Here is a 19,779-nt window from a genome sequence, read left to right on the forward strand (position 1 = left end):
GGACGCTGCGCGTCCCGCGTCACCCGCCCTGCTGCGCAGGGCGGGTGACGCTCCGTCCGCTGCGCTCCCGGAGCTGCGGGGACTGCGTCCCCGCTTGGTGGCCTCCGCTGCGCTTCAGCCACCCTGTGGCGCTGCGCGCCACCACTGCCGGCCCCGCTGTACGGGATCGGCCAACGGGCCTACGGCCCGGGCAGCAAGGCGGGGATGGGTTGCCTCTTACTCGGGCTGAGTCACTGTCAGGGCCCAGCGGATTTTCTCGTCTGAAGCATCGACTCCTATGGTGAAGGATCCTGCCTGTACGACGCCTGCATCCATGGTCACCGAACCCACCCCCGCGGTGCCAGCGGGGCAGTCCACCGTGAACTCGGCCACTCGTCTCTGCTCTGACTCCATCGTCACCCCCACACTGCCCCCGCCTTCGCATGCCACGGTGAGCACGGTCGGCAGTCCCTCCCATGCCCCGCCGGATGCGACTCCCCCATCCCCGGTCATCTCTTCAACCCACACCAGCCCTTCCGGTCCCGGGTGAGGAAGAAGACCATCGGCCGCCATGGTGGGCGTAGCCACTAGGCCCACCATCCCGAAGGCCGCCAGCATCGCCGCCGCAGCGGTCTTCCTCGCACTCATTACGCCTGCCTCTCCTGATTACCTGTCATGACATGGGCATTCTGATGCGCGGGCAAGTCTCCGTGCATGAGTACGCGAACTCATGACAGTGGCAGCCACCCCCTGACGTTCTCTGGCACTCCGTGGTGATGCAGTGCGGATGTTGACCGAATGCTGCTCCCTGAGTTGATGCACCATGTAGAGTTGGGAAAACTGCGGCACACCTTCTCCTGGGTTGTTGTTGATTGGCGGGGCGCCTTGGTAGGGCAAGCTGTATTGGCGGAGATCTCCCGTCACAACTGGGACGGGATGGAGTGTGGCTGCAGGCGGGCCGCCGGTCACGTCCCTCAGGATTTCCTTGCCGCGTTGCGTGCGGCACCACCTGAGCGGGTGGGAGAGGGCTGGGACGCCTTCGAGCTTCTCGCGGGCTTCCCGGAAGAGAGGGAAATGCTCACCTCCTTCCGGGAGAGATACCGCGCGCACCTACCGGCGAACCTCCGTGCAGAGAATTTCGACGTGAACAGCATCGACGGGTGATGGGGCTCGGCATGAGGGCGATTACGCTCAGGGAACACCAGACCGACCAGAAGTCGAGTTTCCGTAAGTGGGTAGGATTTCCTGCAAGATTGTCTGTGCCCCCTCAGGGGGCGCGGGGCACGATCGTGTCCGCGACCGGATCGGGCAAGACGATCACCGCCGCCTCGTGCGCGCTGGAGTGCTTCCCCGGCGGCCGCATCCTCGTGACCGTGCCGACTCTGGACCTGCTCGTGCAGACCGCCCAGGCGTGGCGCCTGGTGGGCCACCGCTCCCCGATGGTGGCGGTGTGCTCGCTGGAGAACGACCCGGTGCTGAACGAGCTGGGGGTGCGCACCACCACCAACCCGATCCAACTCGCTCTGTGGGCGGGGTCTGGGCCTGTGGTTGTGTTCGCCACGTACGCCTCCCTCGTGGACCGCGAGGACTTCGACGACCCGACCGACCCGACGGGCCAGCGGAAGGTTCGCGGGCCACTGGAAGCCGCTCTGGCGGGCGGAGAGCGCCTGTACGGACAGCAGATGGACGGTTTCGCGCTGGCCATCGTGGACGAAGCCCACTCGACCGCAGGCGATCTCGGCAGGCCATGGGCGGCGATCCACGACAACGCCCGTATTCCCGCCGACTTCCGCCTGTACCTGACTGCGACCCCGCGCATCCTCGCCGTGCCCCGGCCGCAGAAGGGCGTGGACGGCCAGGAGCTGGAGATCGCGACCATGGGCCAGGACTCCGAGACGTACGGGCCGTGGCTGGCCGAGCTTGGGCTCTCGGAGGCGATCGAGCGGGGCATCCTCGCCGGGTTCGAGATCGACGTGCTGGAGATCCGCGACCCCTCCCCGGTCCTCGGGGAATCGGAGGAGGCGCAGCGGGGCCGGCGCCTGGCGCTGTTGCAGACGGCGCTCCTGGAGCACGCGGCGGCGTACAACCTGCGTACCGTGATGACTTTCCATCAGAAGGTGGAAGAGGCGGCGGCGTTCGCGGAGAAGATGCCGCAGACGGCCGCGGAGCTGTACGTGAACGACGCCTCCGACGACGACCTGGCGGCCGCGGGCCGGCTCCCCGCGTCGTCGATCGACGCGGAGTTCTACGAGCTGGAGGCCGGTCGCCACGTACCGCCGGGCCGGGTGTGGGCGGCGTGGCTGTGCGGCGACCACCTCGTAGCCGAGCGGCGCGAGGTGCTGCGGCAGTTCGCAGGCGGCATCGACGCGGCCGGCCGCCGGGTCCACCGCGCGTTCCTCGCCAGCTGTCGCGTGCTCGGGGAAGGCGTCGACATCACCGGCGAGCGGGGAGTGGAGGCGATCTGCTTCGCCGACACCCGCGGCTCCCAGATCGAGATCGTGCAGAACATCGGCCGCGCGCTCAGGCTGAACCGCGACGGCTCCACGAAGATCGCCCGCATCATCGTGCCGGTCTTCCTGCCGCCCGGCGAAGACCCGACCGACATGGTCGCCTCCGCCAGCTTCCGCCCCCTCGTAGCCGTCCTCCAGGGCCTGCGCTCGCACGATGAACGCCTGGTCGAGCAGCTCGCCTCCCGTGCCCTCACCAGCGGGAAGCGCAAAGTGCACGTCCGGCGCGATGAGGACGGGCGGATCATCGAGGCCGGCGGCGAGGGCGAGAACCAGGAGCAGGAGCAGGACGACACCGACGCCGCTGCCGAGTCGGCCCTGCTCCGCTTCTCCTCTCCCCGGGACGCGGCGACCATCGCGGCCTTCCTGCGCACCCGGGTCTACCGGCCGGAGTCCCTGATGTGGCTGGAGGGCTACCAAGCCCTCATCCGCTGGCGGAAGAAGCACCACATCACCGGCCTGCACGCCGTCCCGTATGACACCGAGACGACGGTCGGCGTAACCAAGGACTTCCCGCTGGGCAGGTGGGTGCACCAGCAGCGCAAGGCGCTGCGGGCCGGGGAACTGGAACCGCGGCGCAAGGAGCTGCTGGATGCCTGCGAAGCCGGGATGGTGTGGGAACCGGGCGAAGAGGCGTGGGAGAACAAACTCGCCGCGCTCCGCTCCTACCGGCAGGCCACCGGGCACCTCGCCCCGCGCCAGGACCAGGTATGGGGCGACGGCGACGCGTTGGTGCCCATCGGGCAGCATCTGGCGAATCTCCGCCGCAAGGCCGGCCTCGGGAAGGACGCCGACCGGGCCCGGGCACGCGCGGAGCAGCTGGCCGCGATCGACCCTGACTGGGACTGCCCATGGCCGCTGGACTGGCAGCGGCACTACCGCGTCCTCGCCGACCTGGTCGACGCCGACGGCATCCTGCCCGACATCGCACCCGGCGTCGTCTTCGAGGGCGATGACGTGGGCAAGTGGCTCGCACGGCAACGCGAGGCGAGCACCTGGGCGCAGCTGTCCGCCGAACAGCACGAGCGGCTGTCCCAGCTGGGCATCACGCCCGCTGAGGCGCCGTCTCCCGCCCCGGCGGCCCCGCGGTCGACGAAGGGGCCGAGCAAGGCGGAACTGGCGTTCCAGCGCGGCCTGGCGGCCCTCACACAGTGGGTGGAGCGGGAAGGCCATCGGCCTGTACCACGCGGCCACACCGAAGAGATCACGGCCGACGGCGAGACCGAGCCAGTGCTCGTCAAGCTGGGCGTATGGGTGTCGAACACCAAGTTTAGGCGGGACAGGCTTGCTCAGGAGCAGCTGGACGCGTTGCGGGAACTGGGCATGAAGTGGGCGTAGCGCTCCTTCACCTGCGCTACTGCCGTGCTGGGTGCTGGACCTCCATGATGTCGGGATGAACTTGCCGTCCGGAGTGCCTGTGTTCAAGCTGCGGGATGCCACCGCGGAGACTCTGTGGGCTCACGTAAAGGCTCAGCGGCTTGCGGCGGTGGCGAGTACCTGGGGCTCGACCCGCAGCAGCCAGACGAAGATCCGTACAACAGCAAGAGGTCCTACGTTCACGCCCGTCTGGAGGACAAGCCGCTCCCCGATCTGATGGCGATAGCCCGTCGAGTGGTCGATGAGTACGGCGACGACGACCTGCAACCGTTGCTGGCCCAGATGGGATTGCATGGCGTCTGCGGGGAGTTGAAGAACCTCATCTTCGCCGCCGACGGCCCCAAGCCGCAGATCGTGCTGCCGGACTCCATCAGCAACACCATCCGCATCGTCAAGAACGAGCAGTATTGCCTGGTGTACGACCAACCGCTGGAAGACCGCGGGCTGAGCTGGCAGGACTTGGTTACCTGGTGGGTCCGCCAGCAACTCAAGCACTCAGGTGACCCGAGGCAGGCGCGGATCTCTCTACGGGGGCGGTTGCGGCGCTCGCTGGACAACAACGGTGCTGAACTGCTGGTGTTCGACACCTACCTCAAACTCGGCTTCGACCTCCCGGCACTCATTCCCCAGGTCTACCTCCACTACGACCCCTACCCCAAGAGCGAGTTGGGCGGGGCCAACCGCCTTGCCCGGCAGAGGATGGACTTCCTGCTGCTGATGAACCATCGGGCCCGCGCGGTCATCGAGATCGATGGCATCCAGCACTACGCCCGCCCTGCCGACCGCGCTGCGGCGCAGCAGCCCGGCGCCGGCTGGCTTCCTGATCCTGCGCGCTACGCCCCAATGGTGGCGGAGGACCGCGAGCTCACGCTCCAGGGCTATGAGGTCTACCGCATCGGTGGCCGCGAACTGTGCGATGACACGGCAGCCGAAATGCTCACCGACTTCTTCGTACGTCTCCTGCGTCGCCACGGCCATACCGACTCGAGCTGACTACCGCTGACGGAGGCTCCACACCTCTCCGTCGCGCAACAAAACCGGTGAATCTCAAATGCCCATTTCACTACTGTGTTGTGATGACTGAGCAGGAAAAGCCGGCTTCCCTTCAACAGCGCAGAGCCGTATGCCCCTACCCGGACTGCGCCACTGGCACCGTGATGGACATGGTCGATCAGCGCATGATCGCTCCGGAGAGCCGCGAGTACGCGTATGGCGACTTCGGCGACGAAGGGTCCTTGCCCGTTCACCCCCACACCTCCTGGATGCAGCAGGAATGCTGGGTGTGTCAGCTGTGCGGTCGCTCGGTCCTGGAAGTCATCGAGTGCAAGCAGACAGGCTGGGGCAGAGACGCCCATGTCGAAGAGCTGACGCGGCTGGTGCTGTGGCCCTCTCCCCCACCCCGCGTGCTGCCCCCAGACGTACCGGAGCGGATCCGCAGCGCGTACGAGGAAGCCTCACGGGCAGAAAACGCTGGCGCGGCCCGGCTCGCCGGCGTCGGATACCGTTCGGCGGTGGATGAGCTGTGCAAGGACCAGGGCGCCACACATCACAACCTGCACGGCAAGATCCAGGAGCTCGCGGCCAAAGGCCTGCCTGCCGACGTCATCACGGCTCTGGACGAGACGCGAGTCGTCGGGAACGACAGTGTGCATCACGGCGTCGCGTACTCCGCCGGAGAACTCGCTGACATCGCCGAGTTGGTCGCCGAAGCCGCGGTTCTCCTCTACGTTCAGCCCGCGCAGCGTCGACGCATGGTGGAATCGCGCAGAAAGCGTCACGAAGCAGCTCAGCAAAACCCGTGAGGCACGCTTGCTGCAGTCGACTCATCGTTGGGCTCAGACGGCGGTTGACGCCTACGTGGTCTGCCTATGCCTCTGAGTCGTCTTCGGCATCCTCGGCCATGGCGATCGGTGTGCTCATGTCGAGTTCCAGACGCTGTGTAGGGAGGGACAGAGACCGCTCTTCTTTACCGCTGACGTTCGTCGCTGTCGCCCGCCATTTCCCGGCGACCGCGTCGGCGGCTGCTCCCTGGATGCTGTAGAGCGTGATCGGGTCGAGGGTGGCGGTTTCGTGGGGGCACAGGTCCACCGGATCGAAGCGGATGATGGTGCGGCCGTCTTCTTGTGTGATGTCTGGTGCATGCAGGGATGGCAAAGCGAAGGCCGGCGACCGCAGGGCGACCATACCCGCGATCATCCCGGCCCCGATGGGCATCGTCCCTGTTCCGTACTCCTTGGGCCGGTCCGGCCAGTCGACTTCCTCATCGTCGTCCGCGACCTGAGCCAGGACGGTGTCCGGAAGGCTCAGCACGACTTCGACCTTGGTGAGGTTCTCTTCGCCGGGGTTGGTGAGCTTGAGCGTCAGGGGTGCCACGAGGGCGCGGACCGCGTGTGCCAGGGACTGCTGCATGGCCTGGTCGAAGTCGTTCAGGTACTGCTCCACCTCCTGCCGGAATTCCTCGGGGGAGCGGTAGTCGGAGCTGGCGTTGTACAGCGCCGCGAAGGAGTAGGGACGTGCCGCTGCGCCCTGCCTCCTCGGGCATGCGGTGTCGAGCTGCTTCATCAGGTCTGCGCGCAGAGAGTCCAGGATGTGGTTGCGCCTCTCCGCCAGGGGAGGCAGCAGGGCGACGGTGCCGGTGACCGCGGCAACGTCGACGTTCACGCGCTTGGCTGCCCGGCGTGCCCGCTCGGTGAGGGCGTCGATCTCGGCTGCGCGGGCAGGCATGGTCTTGCCGGCATACCGGTGGAAGACCGTGCCGGGGTAGAAGTTCTGGTGCTCCTTGCGCAGAGGGTGGATGGGATCACCCCAGCGTGGAGGGAAGACATCGACGAGCATGGCGTGCCGCGTTCCCTCGCCGTTGTCGAAAGGGACGTAGGTGAACTGGTAGCGGTCGAAGTCGCCGATGTAGCGCCCCAGCCAGGCGTCGACCTTCTCGATGTCATGTGTGGCGACCCCGTGCAGCGCCTCTTCCTCAACCCCGACCAGGAGGTAGGCGTGACCTCCGGCCCGCTGCGCTGCTACGTCGGGCATCCGGTTGGCGAACCCGAGAATCGCCTTCGAGACGTCCAGGCGGGACTTCCACTCCAGCCAGCGCGTTTCGTCCGCGCTGCCCGCGTTGAGGACGGCTTCGATCAGCGCTCGCTGTCTCTTCAGCCCGACTACCGGTTGGTCTGCGTCGAAGTTGAGAGTCATGGTCGTCCCGTGGTCCTTCGTCTCAGTGGGACCTCCAGCATGCGGGGTCGCACTGACAACACCGACCGGATTTCAGCTGGGGCGGCCGTGCCAATAGCAGCGCACCACCGTGCCGTCGGCGTCACACCGTCGTTGAACAGCACGACTCCATAAAACCGGGCTCCGGGATGTAGCTATTCCCTGGGGCCCGTGGGGTGTCCGGACGCAGGTCAGGTGGCGGTGATATCGGCGGGCTGGCTGCGTGGCGGGGTGGTGGTGAAGAAGGTGCGCAGGGGCCGGTCGATGTGGTGTTCGCGGCCTGTGTCCTGGGCGGCGGCATCGAGCAGGGGCGCGAGGTCGTCGGTGTCGGAAGGGGTCAGTACGAGCCAGCGCAGGATGACCTGCAGTGTGAGGAGCCGGAGGGTTCGCAGCTCTTCCAGTTTCTCCTGCTCTGACTGGTCTTTGATCACGTCGCCGTGTACGTAAGCGGATCGAGCCGTGTAAGCACGTTGGACGATGCCCATGGCCTCTTTTTGGTGGTCAGGGGCGAGAAACAGTGCGGCCGCGCGGGAGCGGATGTTGTCGGCGATGCCTTCGCGTGTGTCGTTGGGGCTGATCAGCAGGGCTTCCAAGGCGATGACGTAGTCGAGATGCAGTTCGTCGGCCTCCACCTCCCATACGGCGTCGTCGTTGTAGGTACGCTGGTAGGCGGCCAGGAGGTGCCGGGCGGCGCGTTCGAGGCGCCTGGCTCGCCGGTTGAGGATGCGCCGGTTGTGGGTCGCGCCTGCCATGACCGCATCGATCTTCGCCGAGATCGCGACGCAGAAGTCAGCCAGGGCCGGAAGACATGCGGCCGGGACATGGAATTCGCTGGTGTCGCGGACCTCGACCTCCTCTCCTCTCCCGTGCCGGCCTTCATAGACCTGGATGGTCGTCGGCACATCTCTGGGGTTCAGATCAAAGCGGCGTCCGCGCGCGACGGTGAAGACCGAGTCCACCCGGAGAAGTTCGCTGTCCCACAGCATCAGAGGAAGAAGGGCCTGCCAGTGCTGGGCTTCCGCACGCGGGCCGGTGAAGTCGAACCAGGTCGGACGGCGGGTGACCGTGCGGCCGGGATCGGGAACATGGAGGAACGGTGCGCCGGTGATCAGGCCGAGATCGCGGCTCCGGGGCTGCAGGCCGTTCAGCGCCGGCATCGGGACCGTCTGACGAAGCTCGTCCTCGGTGAAGGTCTGCAGGGTGTGGCGCCCCAGCGGAATCCGTGTTCCCTGGGGGAAGGTGCCGTTGAGGAGCAGCCATTGCTCGGTGACCGGTGCCGGGCCAGTGCAGAAGGTGACGAAGCTGTCCGCGACCTCGGAGACGGGGACCGGTGCGCCCTGGGCAATCAAACGTGCCGCCGCAAACAGGCCCGACTCCTCCAGCAGCGTCAGGGGGTTTGGGGCCCCGTCTCCGTCGACCTTTGCGTAGAGGTCGGGGTGCTCTTCCCTGGGCGCCGCGGCGGCCACCGCTTCCACCACGGTGCTCCAATGGGGCAGGAGCATCAGCATCCCGATGGACTGAGGTGTAGGCGACAGGCTGCCAGCGTGCTCGAGCCACAACAGCACGGCCTCACGCAGGGGAAGATGCTTGCTCATACGGCCTGAAACTAGCTGCCCCAGTCGCCTGTGGGCAGCGGTTTTTCAACGGCGGAAGGTGCTGGCCCCGGGAGGCCATGGTGCCGCTCAACTACGGGGCGCCGAAGGCTGCAACTGGCCTCGCAGAACGAGCCCGGCATACCGCCGGCACCCGGGCCGACGGCCGCGGTCGCCGCACGCGCCTACGCCCTCAACCACCAGCCCGAGCAGGCCCGCGCTGCTCTCACCGCCGCCCACACCCTCATGGAACAGCTCCCCGGGCCTGAGCGGTCGGACACGTGGCTGGCGTACTCCGAGCAGAAGCACCACGTGTACATGAGCCACGCGCTGACCACGCTCGAGGACACCCGTCGCGCGAACGAGAGGCAGCAGCGTGCCCTGGCGCTGTCCGCGCCGACCAGCACCATGACACGCACCCTGCTGAGCATCGACGGCGCCGCCTGCTTGAATGACCGGCCGCGAACGGCAACGCAGTCCAGAGTCATTTCCACGATGGGGGTACGGCGCGCGTTGATCTCGGTGAGGCGGAGTGCCACCGTGATGACGAACTGGCGGCAGAAGTCGAACTCTTCCTGGTTGGGGGCGTATCCGGTCTCCACCGAGAAGCGGGGCTCTGGCGAATTGCCGTAGTAGCCCACAGACGGAGTGAGCTGGTTGAACCGCTGGTACTGGTGGAAGTCCATGCCCAGCACCATCAGACGCATGGCCTCTTGCAGGGCTCGGGCGACGTCGCGGATCTGCGTGTACTCATCGGCGAGCCTGTCCGCACTGCGCGCGGGCACACCGCGGCGCGAGGCGTGGTCCGGCTCGCGCAGGATCGCGCGGACCTCATCGGTGCGCAGGATGTGGCGTGGCAGCCGCTCGCCGAAGCCGTAGACCGACAACCGGCGCGGCACGTCCTCACCGTGGATCTGCGCGTCCATGAGGCCCTCGATCGCGACCGCCAGCGTGCCCATGGCCTCCATGCGGCTGCCCTGCGAGTCGAGTTGGGCAGCCGTTTTCAGGTGTTCGCGGGTCCGGTCGTGCTGGACGACTTCGGCAAGGTCGATGTCGTCGAAGGCGAGGCCGAAGACGCGGGGGGTGTTCTCTTCGAAGAAGTGGGCAGTGTCGGCTTTGACGTCCGTGATGGCCACCGGGCCGGGGAAGCCGGCCGTGTGTTTGAACCCGTTGCGCAGATCGTTCAGGCGCTTGATCCCGTACTGCCCCTGGAGTTCGACACCCTCGGCGAAGTTGCTCGGGTGCAGCCCCTCGAAGAACCGTTTGATGAACGGGTCCCGGTCTTTCACGACAGCGCCAAGGTGCTCGGCTGTGACGATGAGGAACAGTTCCACAGCGTCGTGGAACGTCAGTACCGAGGTGAAGGAGAGCGGCTCGGGAAGGAGCGACTGCTCGATCCCCTGGCGGTGCAGCAACCTGATGAAGGCCAGGTTCTTCATGTTCTGAGGCGAGACCGGCTGATGTCGGCGCTCCTTGCTGTGAGAGGGGTGGCGTCCCAGGGGGATTCTGGTCCGCAAGGCTGCCTCAGCGCCTCCGGTTTCAGCCGCTGCGGGGAAGGCACGCTTCCTTGCGGCCCAGCCGGGCATCTCGTCTGCCCGCCGTCGCGCGCGGCCCCGCCGTCGCGCGCGAGGAACACCGGCGGCGCCCGATCCCCTCGCCCGCCGCCCGTGGCCTGTCCCACCCACCCACTTCTCTGTTCTTCCTGCTGTGGGGCGTGGATTCGGGGGCGTAGAGGGGATGTCGGCCTCCCGACCACGGCAAGACCAGCATGGTGACCTGCGCATTCGAGGGCAGGCGCAGCAGAGGGTGCGGACGGTTGTCGGACGGGTTGTCGGACGGGTTGTCGGCGGGTATGTGGGCCTGGTCCACGGCGGTGTTGTCGCTTCGTGACCGTGGTCGGGCCTTCGTGGTCGGGATTCTGGTCGGGGCCGGCTGCTGCCGTGAGCGGTACGCGCGGGGCCGGGCAGGACGGCGCCGCACCGTACGGGAAGCGAGCAGATTCGTGATGATCGGCGTGGACGTGGGCAGCGGGGACCGGATGGCGCTGGGGGTGCTGGTGCAGTACCGGATGGCCACCACCAAGCAGATGCACCGGGTGATCGCCCCTGCGGTGCGCATCGAGCAGACCCGGCGGCGGCTGGCCCGACTACGGGAGGAGGGGCTGGTTGACCGCATCACACTGCCGCAGGCCGGTCGGATGAGGGTGTGGTTCCCGACCTCGTACGGCGTGCAGCTCGCCTCGGAGTGGCCCGAGATGCGCGGGCACCGGCCTTCCAGGACCGTGTCCGATCCGACCGCTGTGCGGCTGCGGGCCGGCCACACGCTGACCGTGACGGAGACCGCGCTCGTCTTCCTCGAGGACGCCCGCCGACGCGGTGATGTGTGCGAGCCGCTGGACTGGATCTGCGAGGTCCACCATCCGATCGGGAGCGGCGAGGCCGTCATCCCCGACGCGCTCCTGTACTACCAGCACGGCCCCGCCGCCGGTGACAACGGGCCGATGCTGCGGGCATTCGTGGAAGTCGACCGGGCCACCATGGGCCCCGAACGCCTCGCCGCCAAGCTCACCTCGTACGAGCGCCTCCACCGCTACGTGCCCGTGGTCCCGGGGCGCCGGCCGACGCTCCAGGAGACGGCGGTTGAGGAGTGGCGGCGGCGCTACCCGCTCTTTCCTCGCGTCCTGTTCGTCCTGGACGGCACCGGACCCGCCGGTGTCGAGAACCGGATCAGCGCCCTGCGCGCGGAGGCCGGGCTGCTGGCGCCGTCCCGCTTCCTCTACGACGTCCCTGTCCTTGCGGCGCCGCTGGACGACCTGTTCCATCGCGGCCCCTCCGCACCCGTGTGGCGCCCTGTCCACGACCCCGACGAGAGAGTCCCCTGGACCGGCTCCGGGTATGGGCAGGTGTGAAGCGCGGCCGCCGCACAGCTGCGTCGGCCGTGCGCTGACCAGCCATGGTCGGGGCTGGACACGGCATGGCCGTACCCGTGGTCGGCCTCATGGTCGGGGCCGGGTCGGGGCGTTGCAGCTGTGCTCCGGTCAGCGGTCCACGGCGGGCAGGTGGGCCAGGCCGGTGTCGAGCATGATGCGGTCGACGGTCTCATGCAGAGCGCTGCCGGCGCCGATGACGGTCTCGATGCCGCCGGGCAGCAGATCGCGTGCCCGGTACCAGTCGCGCAGCTGCGTCTCGCTGACGTCGTCGGCGATCGGCTTGGTGGCGTGCCGGGTGAGGGTTTCACCGAACGGGACGTCCAGGTAGTAGCCGTGGGTCGGGCCGCGGTGGTCGGCGCGCAGCCCGGTGAGCATGTCGCCGTAGCGGTCGGCGCAGAGGATGCCTTCGACGACGACGTGGAACCCGGCGTCCAGGGCGTAGCGGGCGGTCAGGCCGATGTTCGCGGCGCCGGGCCGGTCGCGCTCCCGGAGCACGATGCGGCGGAGGTTGTCCTGGCCGACCACGGCCAGGCCGCGGCCGAAGCGCTCGCGCAGACCGGCCGCGACGGACGACTTCCCCGAGGCGCTGTTGCCGCGCAGCACGACCAGCCGGGTCTCTTCGGTGCCCACCATCACGGCCCTCACGTTATCGACGGCCGGTGACAGCGCCAGGGGCGTTCCGGGACCGCGTCGGCGGCGACGCCCGGACGGGTGACTTCTGCGGGTATCTCAGCGCATACGCCCGGGTACGTGGCCTGTTTCTGAGCGGATCATGACATGACATCGCTCGGTTCCGGTGTTTGCCCGGCTCAGAATCCGAACGGCATGGGTGTGGACGGCGGGTCGGCTGGTCGACGGCTGACGGCCGGCCTCACGGTTGCGGATTGCCCCGCGCAGCATCGTCAGCACTGCGGCGGGCAGCTGGTTGCCGTCCAGGGTCTCGCAGTTCCGTCTCGGTCCCGGCGCCGCTCCGACGGCCGGCCGCGCGGCGCCGGCGGCCACGACGCCACCCGCGAGCAGCAGGGTGCCGGGCAGCACCCCGGCACTGCCGAGCTGCCCTGCCGATCCTGCACGCACGGGGCAGCGGCCACCTCGTGCAGATCTCGTCCATCGGCGGCGGGAACTTGGCCGTAGCCGAGGCTGGGGTCAGGGGGTGGGTGGGCCGGTTTCGGCGATGGCGCCGGCCCAGCCGAGCATGGCGCGGGTTTCGAGGCCGTCGTCGTCCCGGTTGAGGGCGTGGGCGCAGGAGTGGCCGGTGTGCTGGAGAGAGGCGTTGATCCAGGGGAAGGGAGGCCACCACGGGGCGCTGTCGTGTGCGGTTCCGCTGAGGGCCCAGAGGGTGACCAGTTCCCGGTCGCTTTCCGTGATCCGGTCCACCAGGCCGGCGTGGTGGATGGGCTGGCGGGTTTCGATGATGCGTGTGCCCCGGCAGTTCTTCTCGGTGCGTGTGGGGCTGCGGGGGTCGGTTTCGATGTCGACCTGGTCGGCGCGGGCGACGGCGGGGTCGGTGGTGATGCGCAGCAGGTTGAACTGATTGCGTGGAGCGTGGGCGAGGACAGTGGTCTGGGATTTCTCGTCGGGGCCGAGCCAGGCGTGGTCCCAGGCGACGGGGCCGACCTGGATCGTTTTCGGGTCGGGGTAGGTGGTGTAGGTGTTGTAGCGGGCGGCCGGCCCGTAGTTTTCCTTCACGGCCTCGGTGACGGTGTCGGTGCGGGGGTGGCGGCGGTTGCCGTCGGCGGTGACGGTGCTGCCGGTGATCTCATACATGGACACCAGGACCGCGACCGGCGTATCCCCGGAGTTCTCCAGTGTGATGGTGGCAGTGATCTCCAACTGGCCGCCCACGACGCGGACTTGTCTGATCTTGTTCTCCACCGACACCACCGGCGCGGAGGCGTACGGCTTGTAGCGCACGGCGTACCAGAACTGGGGCAGCGCAAGGCTTGCGGCCAGCAGTGTTCCCACGGCCCCCAGAGCAGCCGCGAGCATCGTGGCCCGAGCCGACAACGACTGGTGCGTGTCCGCAGCGCCGGCGGGTTGGGGGGTGGCAGGGGCGTGACGGGCCTGTTGGACGTCTGCCCAAGCCAGGAACGCCGCGATCACCAACGTCGTCGTCACGATGGCCAGCACGATGGTCAGACGCAGCTGCCAGACGAAGTTCGACTGGATGCGCGAGAGCAGCCACAGGTTCGTCACCAGCGCGCTGGTGTCGGCGGCCACAAGCAGGAAGATGCGTGGGCGCTGGGCAGCCTCCCCGGAGAACGACGCGACGCACCCCTGCACGGTCACGAGGGCGAGGCACCCGAGCACTGCTCCGTCCATACGGATGCTCAAGTCGTCCCCGGAGAGCAGATCCGCGGCGGCTACTGCCCCCACGGTCAGGGCATAGACGAGCAGAACCCAGCGAAGCGCGGACCTCAGGCGATTCCACAGTGGGCTGGTGGAGTCGCCGTCAAGCGTGGAGCCGCCATTGTCAGCCATCGCCCGCCCCCTTTGCGTGCCTGAGGCGGAATCGTAGGGAAAAGCGCCGAGGATGGGGAGAGCGCGACGACCTGACGCCATCCGTTGAACATCGTCCCCCTCGCGGGTGCTCAGGAGGCGCGCCGGGCCGCACCGGCCGGGCCGATCGCATGAGGTCCGAACTTGGCGCGGACTCGGTCAGCTGCCTCCTCCATGACCAGCCGGGCTTCGCGTCGGGGATCGAGGCTGAGCTGCTCAGCAGCGGTGCCGGCGGCGACCGCGTCGTCGCCCTTCAACACGATCCCTCTCAGGCACCCGCGCTGGAGACGCGTCCATCAGCTGGGAGACCGCCATGCGCAGGTCGTCCTCGTGCGCGGACGGCTCCCGCAGACGGCGGCTCTTCTCCCCCCGCGCGCCGCCGGCGAAGTGCAGGGTGAGCGTGACGGCCCGGGCGGCCCGGCCCCGGCCGCGCAGCGTGACGCCGAGCCGTACGACCAGCTCCAGCAGCCGGGCCCGTACCTCCCCGCCCCGTCCGGCAGGTCCCGCTCAAAACCAGCTGGGACGCTCACGGACACCGGCAGGGAGGCGGGGGTGACAGGGCGGGGATCCCAGCCACGGGCCCGCTCCGAGGCGGTCCGCCCGGCACGTGCTCCCAGGATCTGCTGCACCGTCCCCGCCGGCAGCGCGGCCAGCCGCGCCACCGTGTCGATGCCGTGGCGGCGCAGCACTGCCGCATGCCGGGGACCGGTCCCGTGCAGCGTCTCTTTCGGGAACTCGCAGCCACCGCCCTGCGCGGCCTGGCAGTCCAGTGCATCGACCTCGGCTACCACGCCGAAGCAGTCCAGCTCAGCGAAGCCTGCGTCACCTACGGCCGCGGACCCGACAACCCGCGCGCCGTGGCCTACTACAACGCCACACTGGCCAACGCCGCCGCCCAGGACGACGACCGCCGCCTTGCCTCCCAGCACCTCACCCTTGCCGGAACCGCCATCGGCCGCCCCCAGCCCGGCCCCACCGGCTCCTGGGCCGCCCCCTGCTCTCCCGGCCGCTGAGCCCACGAAACCGGCATGATCCCCAACCGCCTCGGCGACCTCAAAGCCGCTGAGGAACACCTCCTCCTCACCCTCCACATCCACGGCCTCGACCGCCGCCGCACCCGCGCCATCGTCACAGCCCACCTCGCGGGGGTCCGCCCGCGCCAAGGCGACACAGACGGTGCTCTCACGACGTGGGCCGACTTCCTCGACTGCGCGGAGGGCGTCCGCTCGATCGAGATCCGCTCGGCCCTCCAGGACATGTCCGTTCGCCTGCTCCGCCTCCCGGACAATCCCACGGCACAGGAACTCAGAAACCGCGCCGCCGCCTTCGCATGAGATCCGCCTCCGCACGTCCGCCTGGCTCACCCGGCCCAACAACGACGACTCCGGCGCAGCAAGACGTCGCGGCCGACGCGAGAACGACATGGCCCTTCGTCACTGCGCCCATCGTGCTCCCCGCCCCTCTGTCCTGTGCCGCGCGGCCATCCGGCTGACCGGCTGACCGCCCGCGGGACGTCGTACATCTTGGGACTCCTCGACAGCCCCGCTGCTCCGGGGCGGGCAAAGCTCATGACACTCGTCACTCCCCTCTCCCGGCCGCAGGCGCCAGCTGCTTCGGATCCGTCTGCACACCGTCCGCCTACGGGATCCCGCGGGCATCGGCCGCACGGCGGCCGCCGTGCGGCCGATGCCCGCACACCGCAGCGCGGCCGTCCCTCCCGGGCGCCCTGACCGCACTCGGCGGCATCGCCTCCGGCCCTGGGCAGCAGCAGGAAACCGACTGACGGAACCTCCCGCCCCTCTCGGCACGCGCGCCGTGCCGAACGCCCCGTGCCGAACGCCCCGTGCCGCAGGGGCCTTCCCTCCACGATCAGGTGTTTCACCGACCGGTCCAGCACGTCCGCGGGCGGGGCAGACGACATGTGGTCCGGTGCAGCCGGCCGGACAGGTCCATGGTCTGCCCAGGCACCGCCTGGGCAGCGCAGAGGCGTGGTCAGGGGCGGACGGCAGCGGCGGGACGGATCCTCCGAGCGCGTGCAGCTCACCTCCGGGGACCACGGCGGGCCGAAAGACAAGAAGCCACAGAGCGCGCGCAAGTCCACCACCCCGGGCGGCAAGGCCTCACGCGCCGCGCACCTGCGCGAGGGCGGGCGGTTCCGGGAATCCATCCGCGCCGCCGAGCAACGGCGCACCGCACGCCAGGACTCCCCCGCCGCGGCGCCCCCGGCCGGCCCGGACCAGCACCCACCGGCGCCCGAGCACCCCGCCGACGCGGACACCGCGCTGCAGGCTCACCTCGCCGCCTGCATCCAGGCGGCCCAGACCCACGACTGGAACAAACTGGCGGCCCGCGCCCGCCAACTCGCCGAAGCCGCCGGCCGACAGGGCGCCGAGGCCCGGCCGCGCGAAAGCACCCGCCAGCACAGTGAGACCGGTCAAGCACACAGGTCCTGCACCGTACGGCCCGGCCCTGGCCGCACGCTGCACAAACCGGCCGGCCCTCACCGCCGTCACCGGCGGCGCAGCTATCTCGGCCCAGGCCCGCAGAGGGATTTCGCGCGCCAGGTTGTCGCCGCGGCACCGAACTGTGGCACGGAGTATCCGGACGGGCCGGCCCCGGCCCGCCCCGATCAGCGCCATGAGGCGTCCACGCCGGCGGAAATACGGGCGGCCCGCACATCCCCCAGGCAGCCGCGGGGCCGCAAGGTCTCGTGTGTGGCGGGCAGCGGGTCCCTGACGGCGCTGGAGACCGACGACGTGCCGGACGACCGCCTTCGCTTCGGCCAGGGCCGCGGACCTGCCCTTGTGCATCAGCCGGCAGGCCGGAGCCGGGAGCAGCTCCACGACCTCGCGCCCGGCACTGCGACCAGCGCCGGGCGTCAAGAAGGCCGGTACGCCTACCGCGTGGCGAGTTCGCGTACCGTCGCCATGTCGCTGAACGGCAGCAGTTCCTCGTTGACGATCTGATAGGGCTCGCTGCCTTTGCCCGCGACCAGGACGACGTCGCCGTGCCCTGCGGCGGACAGGGCGAAGGAGATGGCACGGCGGCGGTCGGTGAACCGCTCGAAAGGGGTGCCGCTCGCGAGCAGGCCCGGGACGATCTGATCCATGATCGCCCGGGGGTCTTCGTTGCGGGGATTGTCCGACGTGAGAACGCACAGATCGGAGTAGGTGCCGGCGATCTCCCCCATCCGGGCGCGCTTGGTGACGTCCCGGTCCCCGCCGCAGCCGAAGACCGTGACGACCCGGCCGGAGGCGAAGCCGCGGATGGTGGTCAGCACCTTCTCCAGTGAGTCCGGGGAGTGCGCATAGTCCACGATGACGGACGTGCCGTCCGGGGTCTCGTAGCGTTCGAACCTTCCCGGGATCGGGGGCATCTGCTCGAGTGCGGCGACCAGTCCGGCCAGATCGCGCCCCATGAGGTGGCAGGCCGCGACAGTGGCCAGTGCGTTGGAGACGGAGAAACGTCCAGGCACAGGGATCGCCGCCGGATACTTGTGGCCGGCGTGGTGCAGGATGAAGCGGGTGCCGACTGCGTCCATGGCAAGATCGGTCGCCCGGTAGTCCGCCTCCGCGTCGATGCCGTACGTGACGACCGCGCCGGGCATCACCGCCCCGATGCAGGCCCCGACCGGATCGTCGGCGTTGACCACCGCACGCCGGCACAGCCCCTGGAACAGACGCAGTTTGGCGTCCCGGTAGTTCTCCATGGTGCCGTGGTCGTCCAGGTGATCCTGCGTCAGGTTGGTGAACACCCCTATGTCGATGAACGAGCGGTCGAGGCGGTGGGTCAGCAGGCCCATCGACGTGGCTTCGAACGCCACGGTGCCGACACCGCGGTCACGCATGTACCCGAGCAGATACTGGAAGTCCGGCGACTCCGGTGTGGTCAGTACCGACCTCGGCATCGGGATCAGTTCGTCGCCGATCCGGCTGCCGCCCGTCCCGATGACCCCCACCCTGGCGTGCTCGGCGACCCTCAGCACCGACTCCACCATGGAGGAAACCGACGTCTTCCCGTTGGTGCCCGTGACGGCCACCATCTTCATCTGCCGGCCCGGCTCCCCGTGGTAGCGGGAGGCGACGACCGCGGCCGCCTTGCGCGTGTCCGCGACGGCCACCACGCATACACCAGCTGCCGACGCCCAGGCCGCGCCCGGAAGTTGCGCCGCCGCGGAGTCAATGAGTACCGCCACCGCGCCGCGTGCCAGAGCCGGTCCGACGGACCCGGGGCCGCCCCCGCGATGACCGGGTACCGCGATGAACAGGGATCCCGGAGCGGCACGGTGGGCGTCGAAGCAGATGCCTGCGGTGATCCCCGTCCCCGGATCGCCCTCGACGACTTCATGATCGTGCCCGGCGAGCAGCTCGCTCAACTTCACAGGGGTCCTCTCGAAGATGCACCGGCCGCCGGTCCTCCGGCGGTCGGCGCGCAGGCGGCGCCAGGCCACCAAGGGATGAGAAAGCAGGAAATTGTGGCGAGGACCGTCGCCGCGCGGTCACAGAGGCGGGCAGGGACGGCCGCACAGAAAACGGCGCCTACAGGAGCGGAATGACCTGGGAAATCCCGAGAACTGCCCGGAATCGCTAGCCGTGGCCGTGCAACGCGCGACAGCAGACCGCCGGCGCGTTCACCGGGTCGACGGCCGTCGCGCACGCGGCGGACGGGCACAGGGCATGAGCGGCCCGGAACAGGCACTCCCTCACTGCGCACGTACGACCCATGCGTGGAGTGTACGTCCACCCGCAGGGGCGATCGCCCACCGCCACCCGTCCGCACATCTGCGTTACCGCTGCCGCGCCCTCTCCGCCACCCGCGCCGCGAGGAACGCCCTGCAGTCGCGCAGCCGCAAGCCCAGCGACTTGTACAGCCGGACGACGTCGGTGCTGCGCGCGGAGGTGTGCAGGAAGAGCCTCCCGCCGCGGACACGGACCCCCGGGGCCACCACCAGGACCACACGGGCGGCTGGACATTCCCGCCGCTCCTGCCGCGGTCCCGGCACATGTGGTGCCCCGCACGCCACAGGGCGGCCACCTGTGACAGCAACCTCAGCTCAGTGGCTATGTCCATGAGAACGAACAGCACCAGGACACCACGCTGTCGCGGCCGAACCAGGATGCCCAGCCACCGGCGAGCGGTCACAGGTCACTGAGCAGCTCTGCGACGAACACGTCGCCGCAGCCGTGCAGCCGAGTACCGGTGAGCAGCACCTCGACGGCGCGGCCCTCCGCCTCGACGGGGACGACGGCACCAGCCGGCGTCACCGTGTCCCGGTCGTTGCTCCACACGCGGGGCACCGGGGCGCCGGTGCCGTAGACCAGCGCCTTCGGCATTCCGGTCCCACCTGCAAGCAGGGGCTCGTGCACCACGGCTCGCACCAGGGTGAGTTGACCAGTTCCCCGGTGCACCGTCATTTCCGGGGGTGGCCACGGCGGTGCAGTCACGGACGGGGGACACATGACCGCACCGGGGTGGGTCGTCGTGGCGGCGGTCCTGTGGAGTGCGGTGGGTGCTCTGTGGCTTGTCCGGTATTCCGGGGGGTTGGACGTACGCGTTCCACGAGGAGCACCGGGAGGCACGCCAGGTCCTGGAGGATACCCGCGGAGCCGTGCGCGGGCTGCGCCGGACAGCTCGCCGTGAAAGGTGACAGGCACAGGCTGCGGTGAAGCAGGCGCAGTGGACCCAC

19 protein-coding genes are annotated in these 19,779 nt (G+C 69.1%); 8 read left to right on the plus strand and 11 right to left on the minus strand.

Features of this window, described 5'->3' with window-relative positions; genetic code table 11:
- The first annotated feature begins 777 nt into the window (after positions 1-777).
- From ACFWXC_RS25145 to ACFWXC_RS25160, 4 genes are all read left to right on the plus strand, one after another.
- Positions 778-1,143: a hypothetical protein gene (locus ACFWXC_RS25145; protein ID WP_384482138.1), complete on the plus strand. Its 366-nt coding sequence runs from the start codon at positions 778-780 to the stop codon at positions 1,141-1,143.
- Positions 1,144-1,154: 11 nt separating this feature from the next.
- Complete coding sequence (locus ACFWXC_RS25150; protein WP_384482140.1) at positions 1,155-3,824, plus strand: Helicase associated domain protein; 2,670 nt, start codon at positions 1,155-1,157, stop codon at positions 3,822-3,824.
- A gap of 114 nt (positions 3,825-3,938) precedes the next feature.
- Positions 3,939-4,856, plus strand: a complete 918-nt coding sequence (locus ACFWXC_RS25155) for a hypothetical protein (RefSeq protein WP_384482142.1) — start codon at positions 3,939-3,941, stop codon at positions 4,854-4,856.
- Positions 4,857-4,939: 83 nt separating this feature from the next.
- Complete coding sequence (locus ACFWXC_RS25160; protein ID WP_384482144.1) at positions 4,940-5,665, plus strand: DUF4145 domain-containing protein; 726 nt, start codon at positions 4,940-4,942, stop codon at positions 5,663-5,665.
- Between the two features lie 64 nt (positions 5,666-5,729).
- Here ACFWXC_RS25160 and ACFWXC_RS25165 read toward each other — a convergent pair whose 3' ends face one another.
- The 3 genes from ACFWXC_RS25165 to ACFWXC_RS25175 form a co-directional block, all read right to left on the minus strand.
- Positions 5,730-7,055 (minus strand): hypothetical protein, encoded by a 1,326-nt coding sequence (locus ACFWXC_RS25165; protein WP_384482146.1) that lies wholly within the window; start codon positions 7,053-7,055, stop codon positions 5,730-5,732.
- Positions 7,056-7,264: 209 nt separating this feature from the next.
- Positions 7,265-8,668: a hypothetical protein gene (locus ACFWXC_RS25170; RefSeq protein WP_384482148.1), complete on the minus strand. Its 1,404-nt coding sequence runs from the start codon at positions 8,666-8,668 to the stop codon at positions 7,265-7,267.
- 182 nt (positions 8,669-8,850) lie between these two features.
- Positions 8,851-10,104 (minus strand): hypothetical protein, encoded by a 1,254-nt coding sequence (locus ACFWXC_RS25175; protein ID WP_384482150.1) that lies wholly within the window; start codon positions 10,102-10,104, stop codon positions 8,851-8,853.
- Between the two features lie 566 nt (positions 10,105-10,670).
- On the opposite strand from ACFWXC_RS25175, the gene ACFWXC_RS25180 reads away from it, so the two are divergent.
- Entirely contained in the window at positions 10,671-11,573 is a 903-nt protein-coding gene (locus tag ACFWXC_RS25180) for a replication-relaxation family protein (RefSeq protein WP_384482152.1), read from the plus strand.
- 129 nt (positions 11,574-11,702) lie between these two features.
- Here the strand turns inward: ACFWXC_RS25180 and ACFWXC_RS25185 are convergent, their stop codons facing one another.
- From ACFWXC_RS25185 to ACFWXC_RS25205, 5 genes are all read right to left on the minus strand, one after another.
- A complete protein-coding gene (locus ACFWXC_RS25185; protein WP_384482400.1) occupies positions 11,703-12,227 on the minus strand; it encodes a kinase in 525 nt (174 codons plus the stop codon).
- Positions 12,228-12,323: 96 nt separating this feature from the next.
- Positions 12,324-12,671: a hypothetical protein gene (locus ACFWXC_RS25190; RefSeq protein WP_384482154.1), complete on the minus strand. Its 348-nt coding sequence runs from the start codon at positions 12,669-12,671 to the stop codon at positions 12,324-12,326.
- 69 nt (positions 12,672-12,740) lie between these two features.
- On the minus strand, positions 12,741-14,075 hold the full coding sequence (locus ACFWXC_RS25195; RefSeq protein ID WP_384482156.1) for a hypothetical protein: 1,335 nt from the start codon (positions 14,073-14,075) through the stop codon (positions 12,741-12,743).
- A 110-nt stretch (positions 14,076-14,185) separates the two neighbouring features.
- Positions 14,186-14,353: a hypothetical protein gene (locus tag ACFWXC_RS25200; protein ID WP_384482158.1), complete on the minus strand. Its 168-nt coding sequence runs from the start codon at positions 14,351-14,353 to the stop codon at positions 14,186-14,188.
- Positions 14,310-14,561, minus strand: a complete 252-nt coding sequence (locus ACFWXC_RS25205) for a hypothetical protein (protein ID WP_384482402.1) — start codon at positions 14,559-14,561, stop codon at positions 14,310-14,312. Before ACFWXC_RS25205 ends, ACFWXC_RS25200 begins: the two co-directional genes overlap by 44 nt.
- Positions 14,562-14,806: 245 nt before the next feature.
- Here ACFWXC_RS25205 and ACFWXC_RS25210 point away from each other — a divergent pair, with 245 nt between their 5' ends.
- The 3 genes from ACFWXC_RS25210 (at position 14,807) to ACFWXC_RS25220 (ending at position 17,059) form a co-directional block, all read left to right on the plus strand.
- Positions 14,807-15,106 carry a hypothetical protein gene (locus ACFWXC_RS25210; RefSeq protein WP_384482160.1) on the plus strand — a complete coding sequence of 100 codons (300 nt, stop codon included), beginning with the start codon at positions 14,807-14,809 and terminating at the stop codon, positions 15,104-15,106.
- Between the two features lie 15 nt (positions 15,107-15,121).
- Positions 15,122-15,427: a hypothetical protein gene (locus tag ACFWXC_RS25215; RefSeq protein WP_384482162.1), complete on the plus strand. Its 306-nt coding sequence runs from the start codon at positions 15,122-15,124 to the stop codon at positions 15,425-15,427.
- 699 nt (positions 15,428-16,126) lie between these two features.
- Positions 16,127-17,059 carry a hypothetical protein gene (locus ACFWXC_RS25220; protein ID WP_384482163.1) on the plus strand — a complete coding sequence of 311 codons (933 nt, stop codon included), beginning with the start codon at positions 16,127-16,129 and terminating at the stop codon, positions 17,057-17,059.
- Here the strand turns inward: ACFWXC_RS25220 and ACFWXC_RS25225 are convergent.
- From ACFWXC_RS25225 to ACFWXC_RS25235, 3 genes are all read right to left on the minus strand, one after another.
- Complete coding sequence (locus ACFWXC_RS25225; protein WP_384482165.1) at positions 16,990-18,474, minus strand: UDP-N-acetylmuramoyl-L-alanyl-D-glutamate--2,6-diaminopimelate ligase; 1,485 nt, start codon at positions 18,472-18,474, stop codon at positions 16,990-16,992. The genes ACFWXC_RS25220 and ACFWXC_RS25225 overlap by 70 nt on opposite strands.
- A gap of 405 nt (positions 18,475-18,879) precedes the next feature.
- Complete coding sequence (locus ACFWXC_RS25230; RefSeq protein ID WP_384482166.1) at positions 18,880-19,050, minus strand: hypothetical protein; 171 nt, start codon at positions 19,048-19,050, stop codon at positions 18,880-18,882.
- 181 nt (positions 19,051-19,231) lie between these two features.
- Positions 19,232-19,426, minus strand: coding sequence for a hypothetical protein (locus tag ACFWXC_RS25235; RefSeq protein ID WP_384482167.1), 195 nt, complete (start codon positions 19,424-19,426; stop codon positions 19,232-19,234).
- Between the last annotated feature and the right edge of the window lie 353 nt (positions 19,427-19,779).

Origin of the sequence: Streptomyces sp. NPDC058683 (assembly GCF_042716195.1) — a bacterium.
Classification (GTDB): Bacteria; Actinomycetota; Actinomycetes; order Streptomycetales; family Streptomycetaceae; genus Streptomyces.

Coding starts and splice junctions, on each gene's coding strand:
- ACFWXC_RS25185 (WP_384482400.1), bottom strand. CDS start 12,227: ATGGTGGGCACCGAAGAGACCCGGCTGGTCGTGCTGCGCGGCAACAGC.
- ACFWXC_RS25165 (WP_384482146.1), bottom strand. CDS start 7,055: ATGACTCTCAACTTCGACGCAGACCAACCGGTAGTCGGGCTGAAGAGA.
- ACFWXC_RS25195 (WP_384482156.1), bottom strand. CDS start 14,075: ATGGCTGACAATGGCGGCTCCACGCTTGACGGCGACTCCACCAGCCCA.
- ACFWXC_RS25175 (WP_384482150.1), bottom strand. CDS start 10,104: ATGAAGAACCTGGCCTTCATCAGGTTGCTGCACCGCCAGGGGATCGAG.
- ACFWXC_RS25170 (WP_384482148.1), bottom strand. CDS start 8,668: ATGAGCAAGCATCTTCCCCTGCGTGAGGCCGTGCTGTTGTGGCTCGAG.
- ACFWXC_RS25160 (WP_384482144.1), top strand. CDS start 4,940: ATGACTGAGCAGGAAAAGCCGGCTTCCCTTCAACAGCGCAGAGCCGTA.
- ACFWXC_RS25180 (WP_384482152.1), top strand. CDS start 10,671: ATGATCGGCGTGGACGTGGGCAGCGGGGACCGGATGGCGCTGGGGGTG.
- ACFWXC_RS25235 (WP_384482167.1), bottom strand. CDS start 19,426: ATGCCGAAGGCGCTGGTCTACGGCACCGGCGCCCCGGTGCCCCGCGTG.
- ACFWXC_RS25215 (WP_384482162.1), top strand. CDS start 15,122: ATGATCCCCAACCGCCTCGGCGACCTCAAAGCCGCTGAGGAACACCTC.
- ACFWXC_RS25150 (WP_384482140.1), top strand. CDS start 1,155: ATGAGGGCGATTACGCTCAGGGAACACCAGACCGACCAGAAGTCGAGT.
- ACFWXC_RS25145 (WP_384482138.1), top strand. CDS start 778: ATGCTGCTCCCTGAGTTGATGCACCATGTAGAGTTGGGAAAACTGCGG.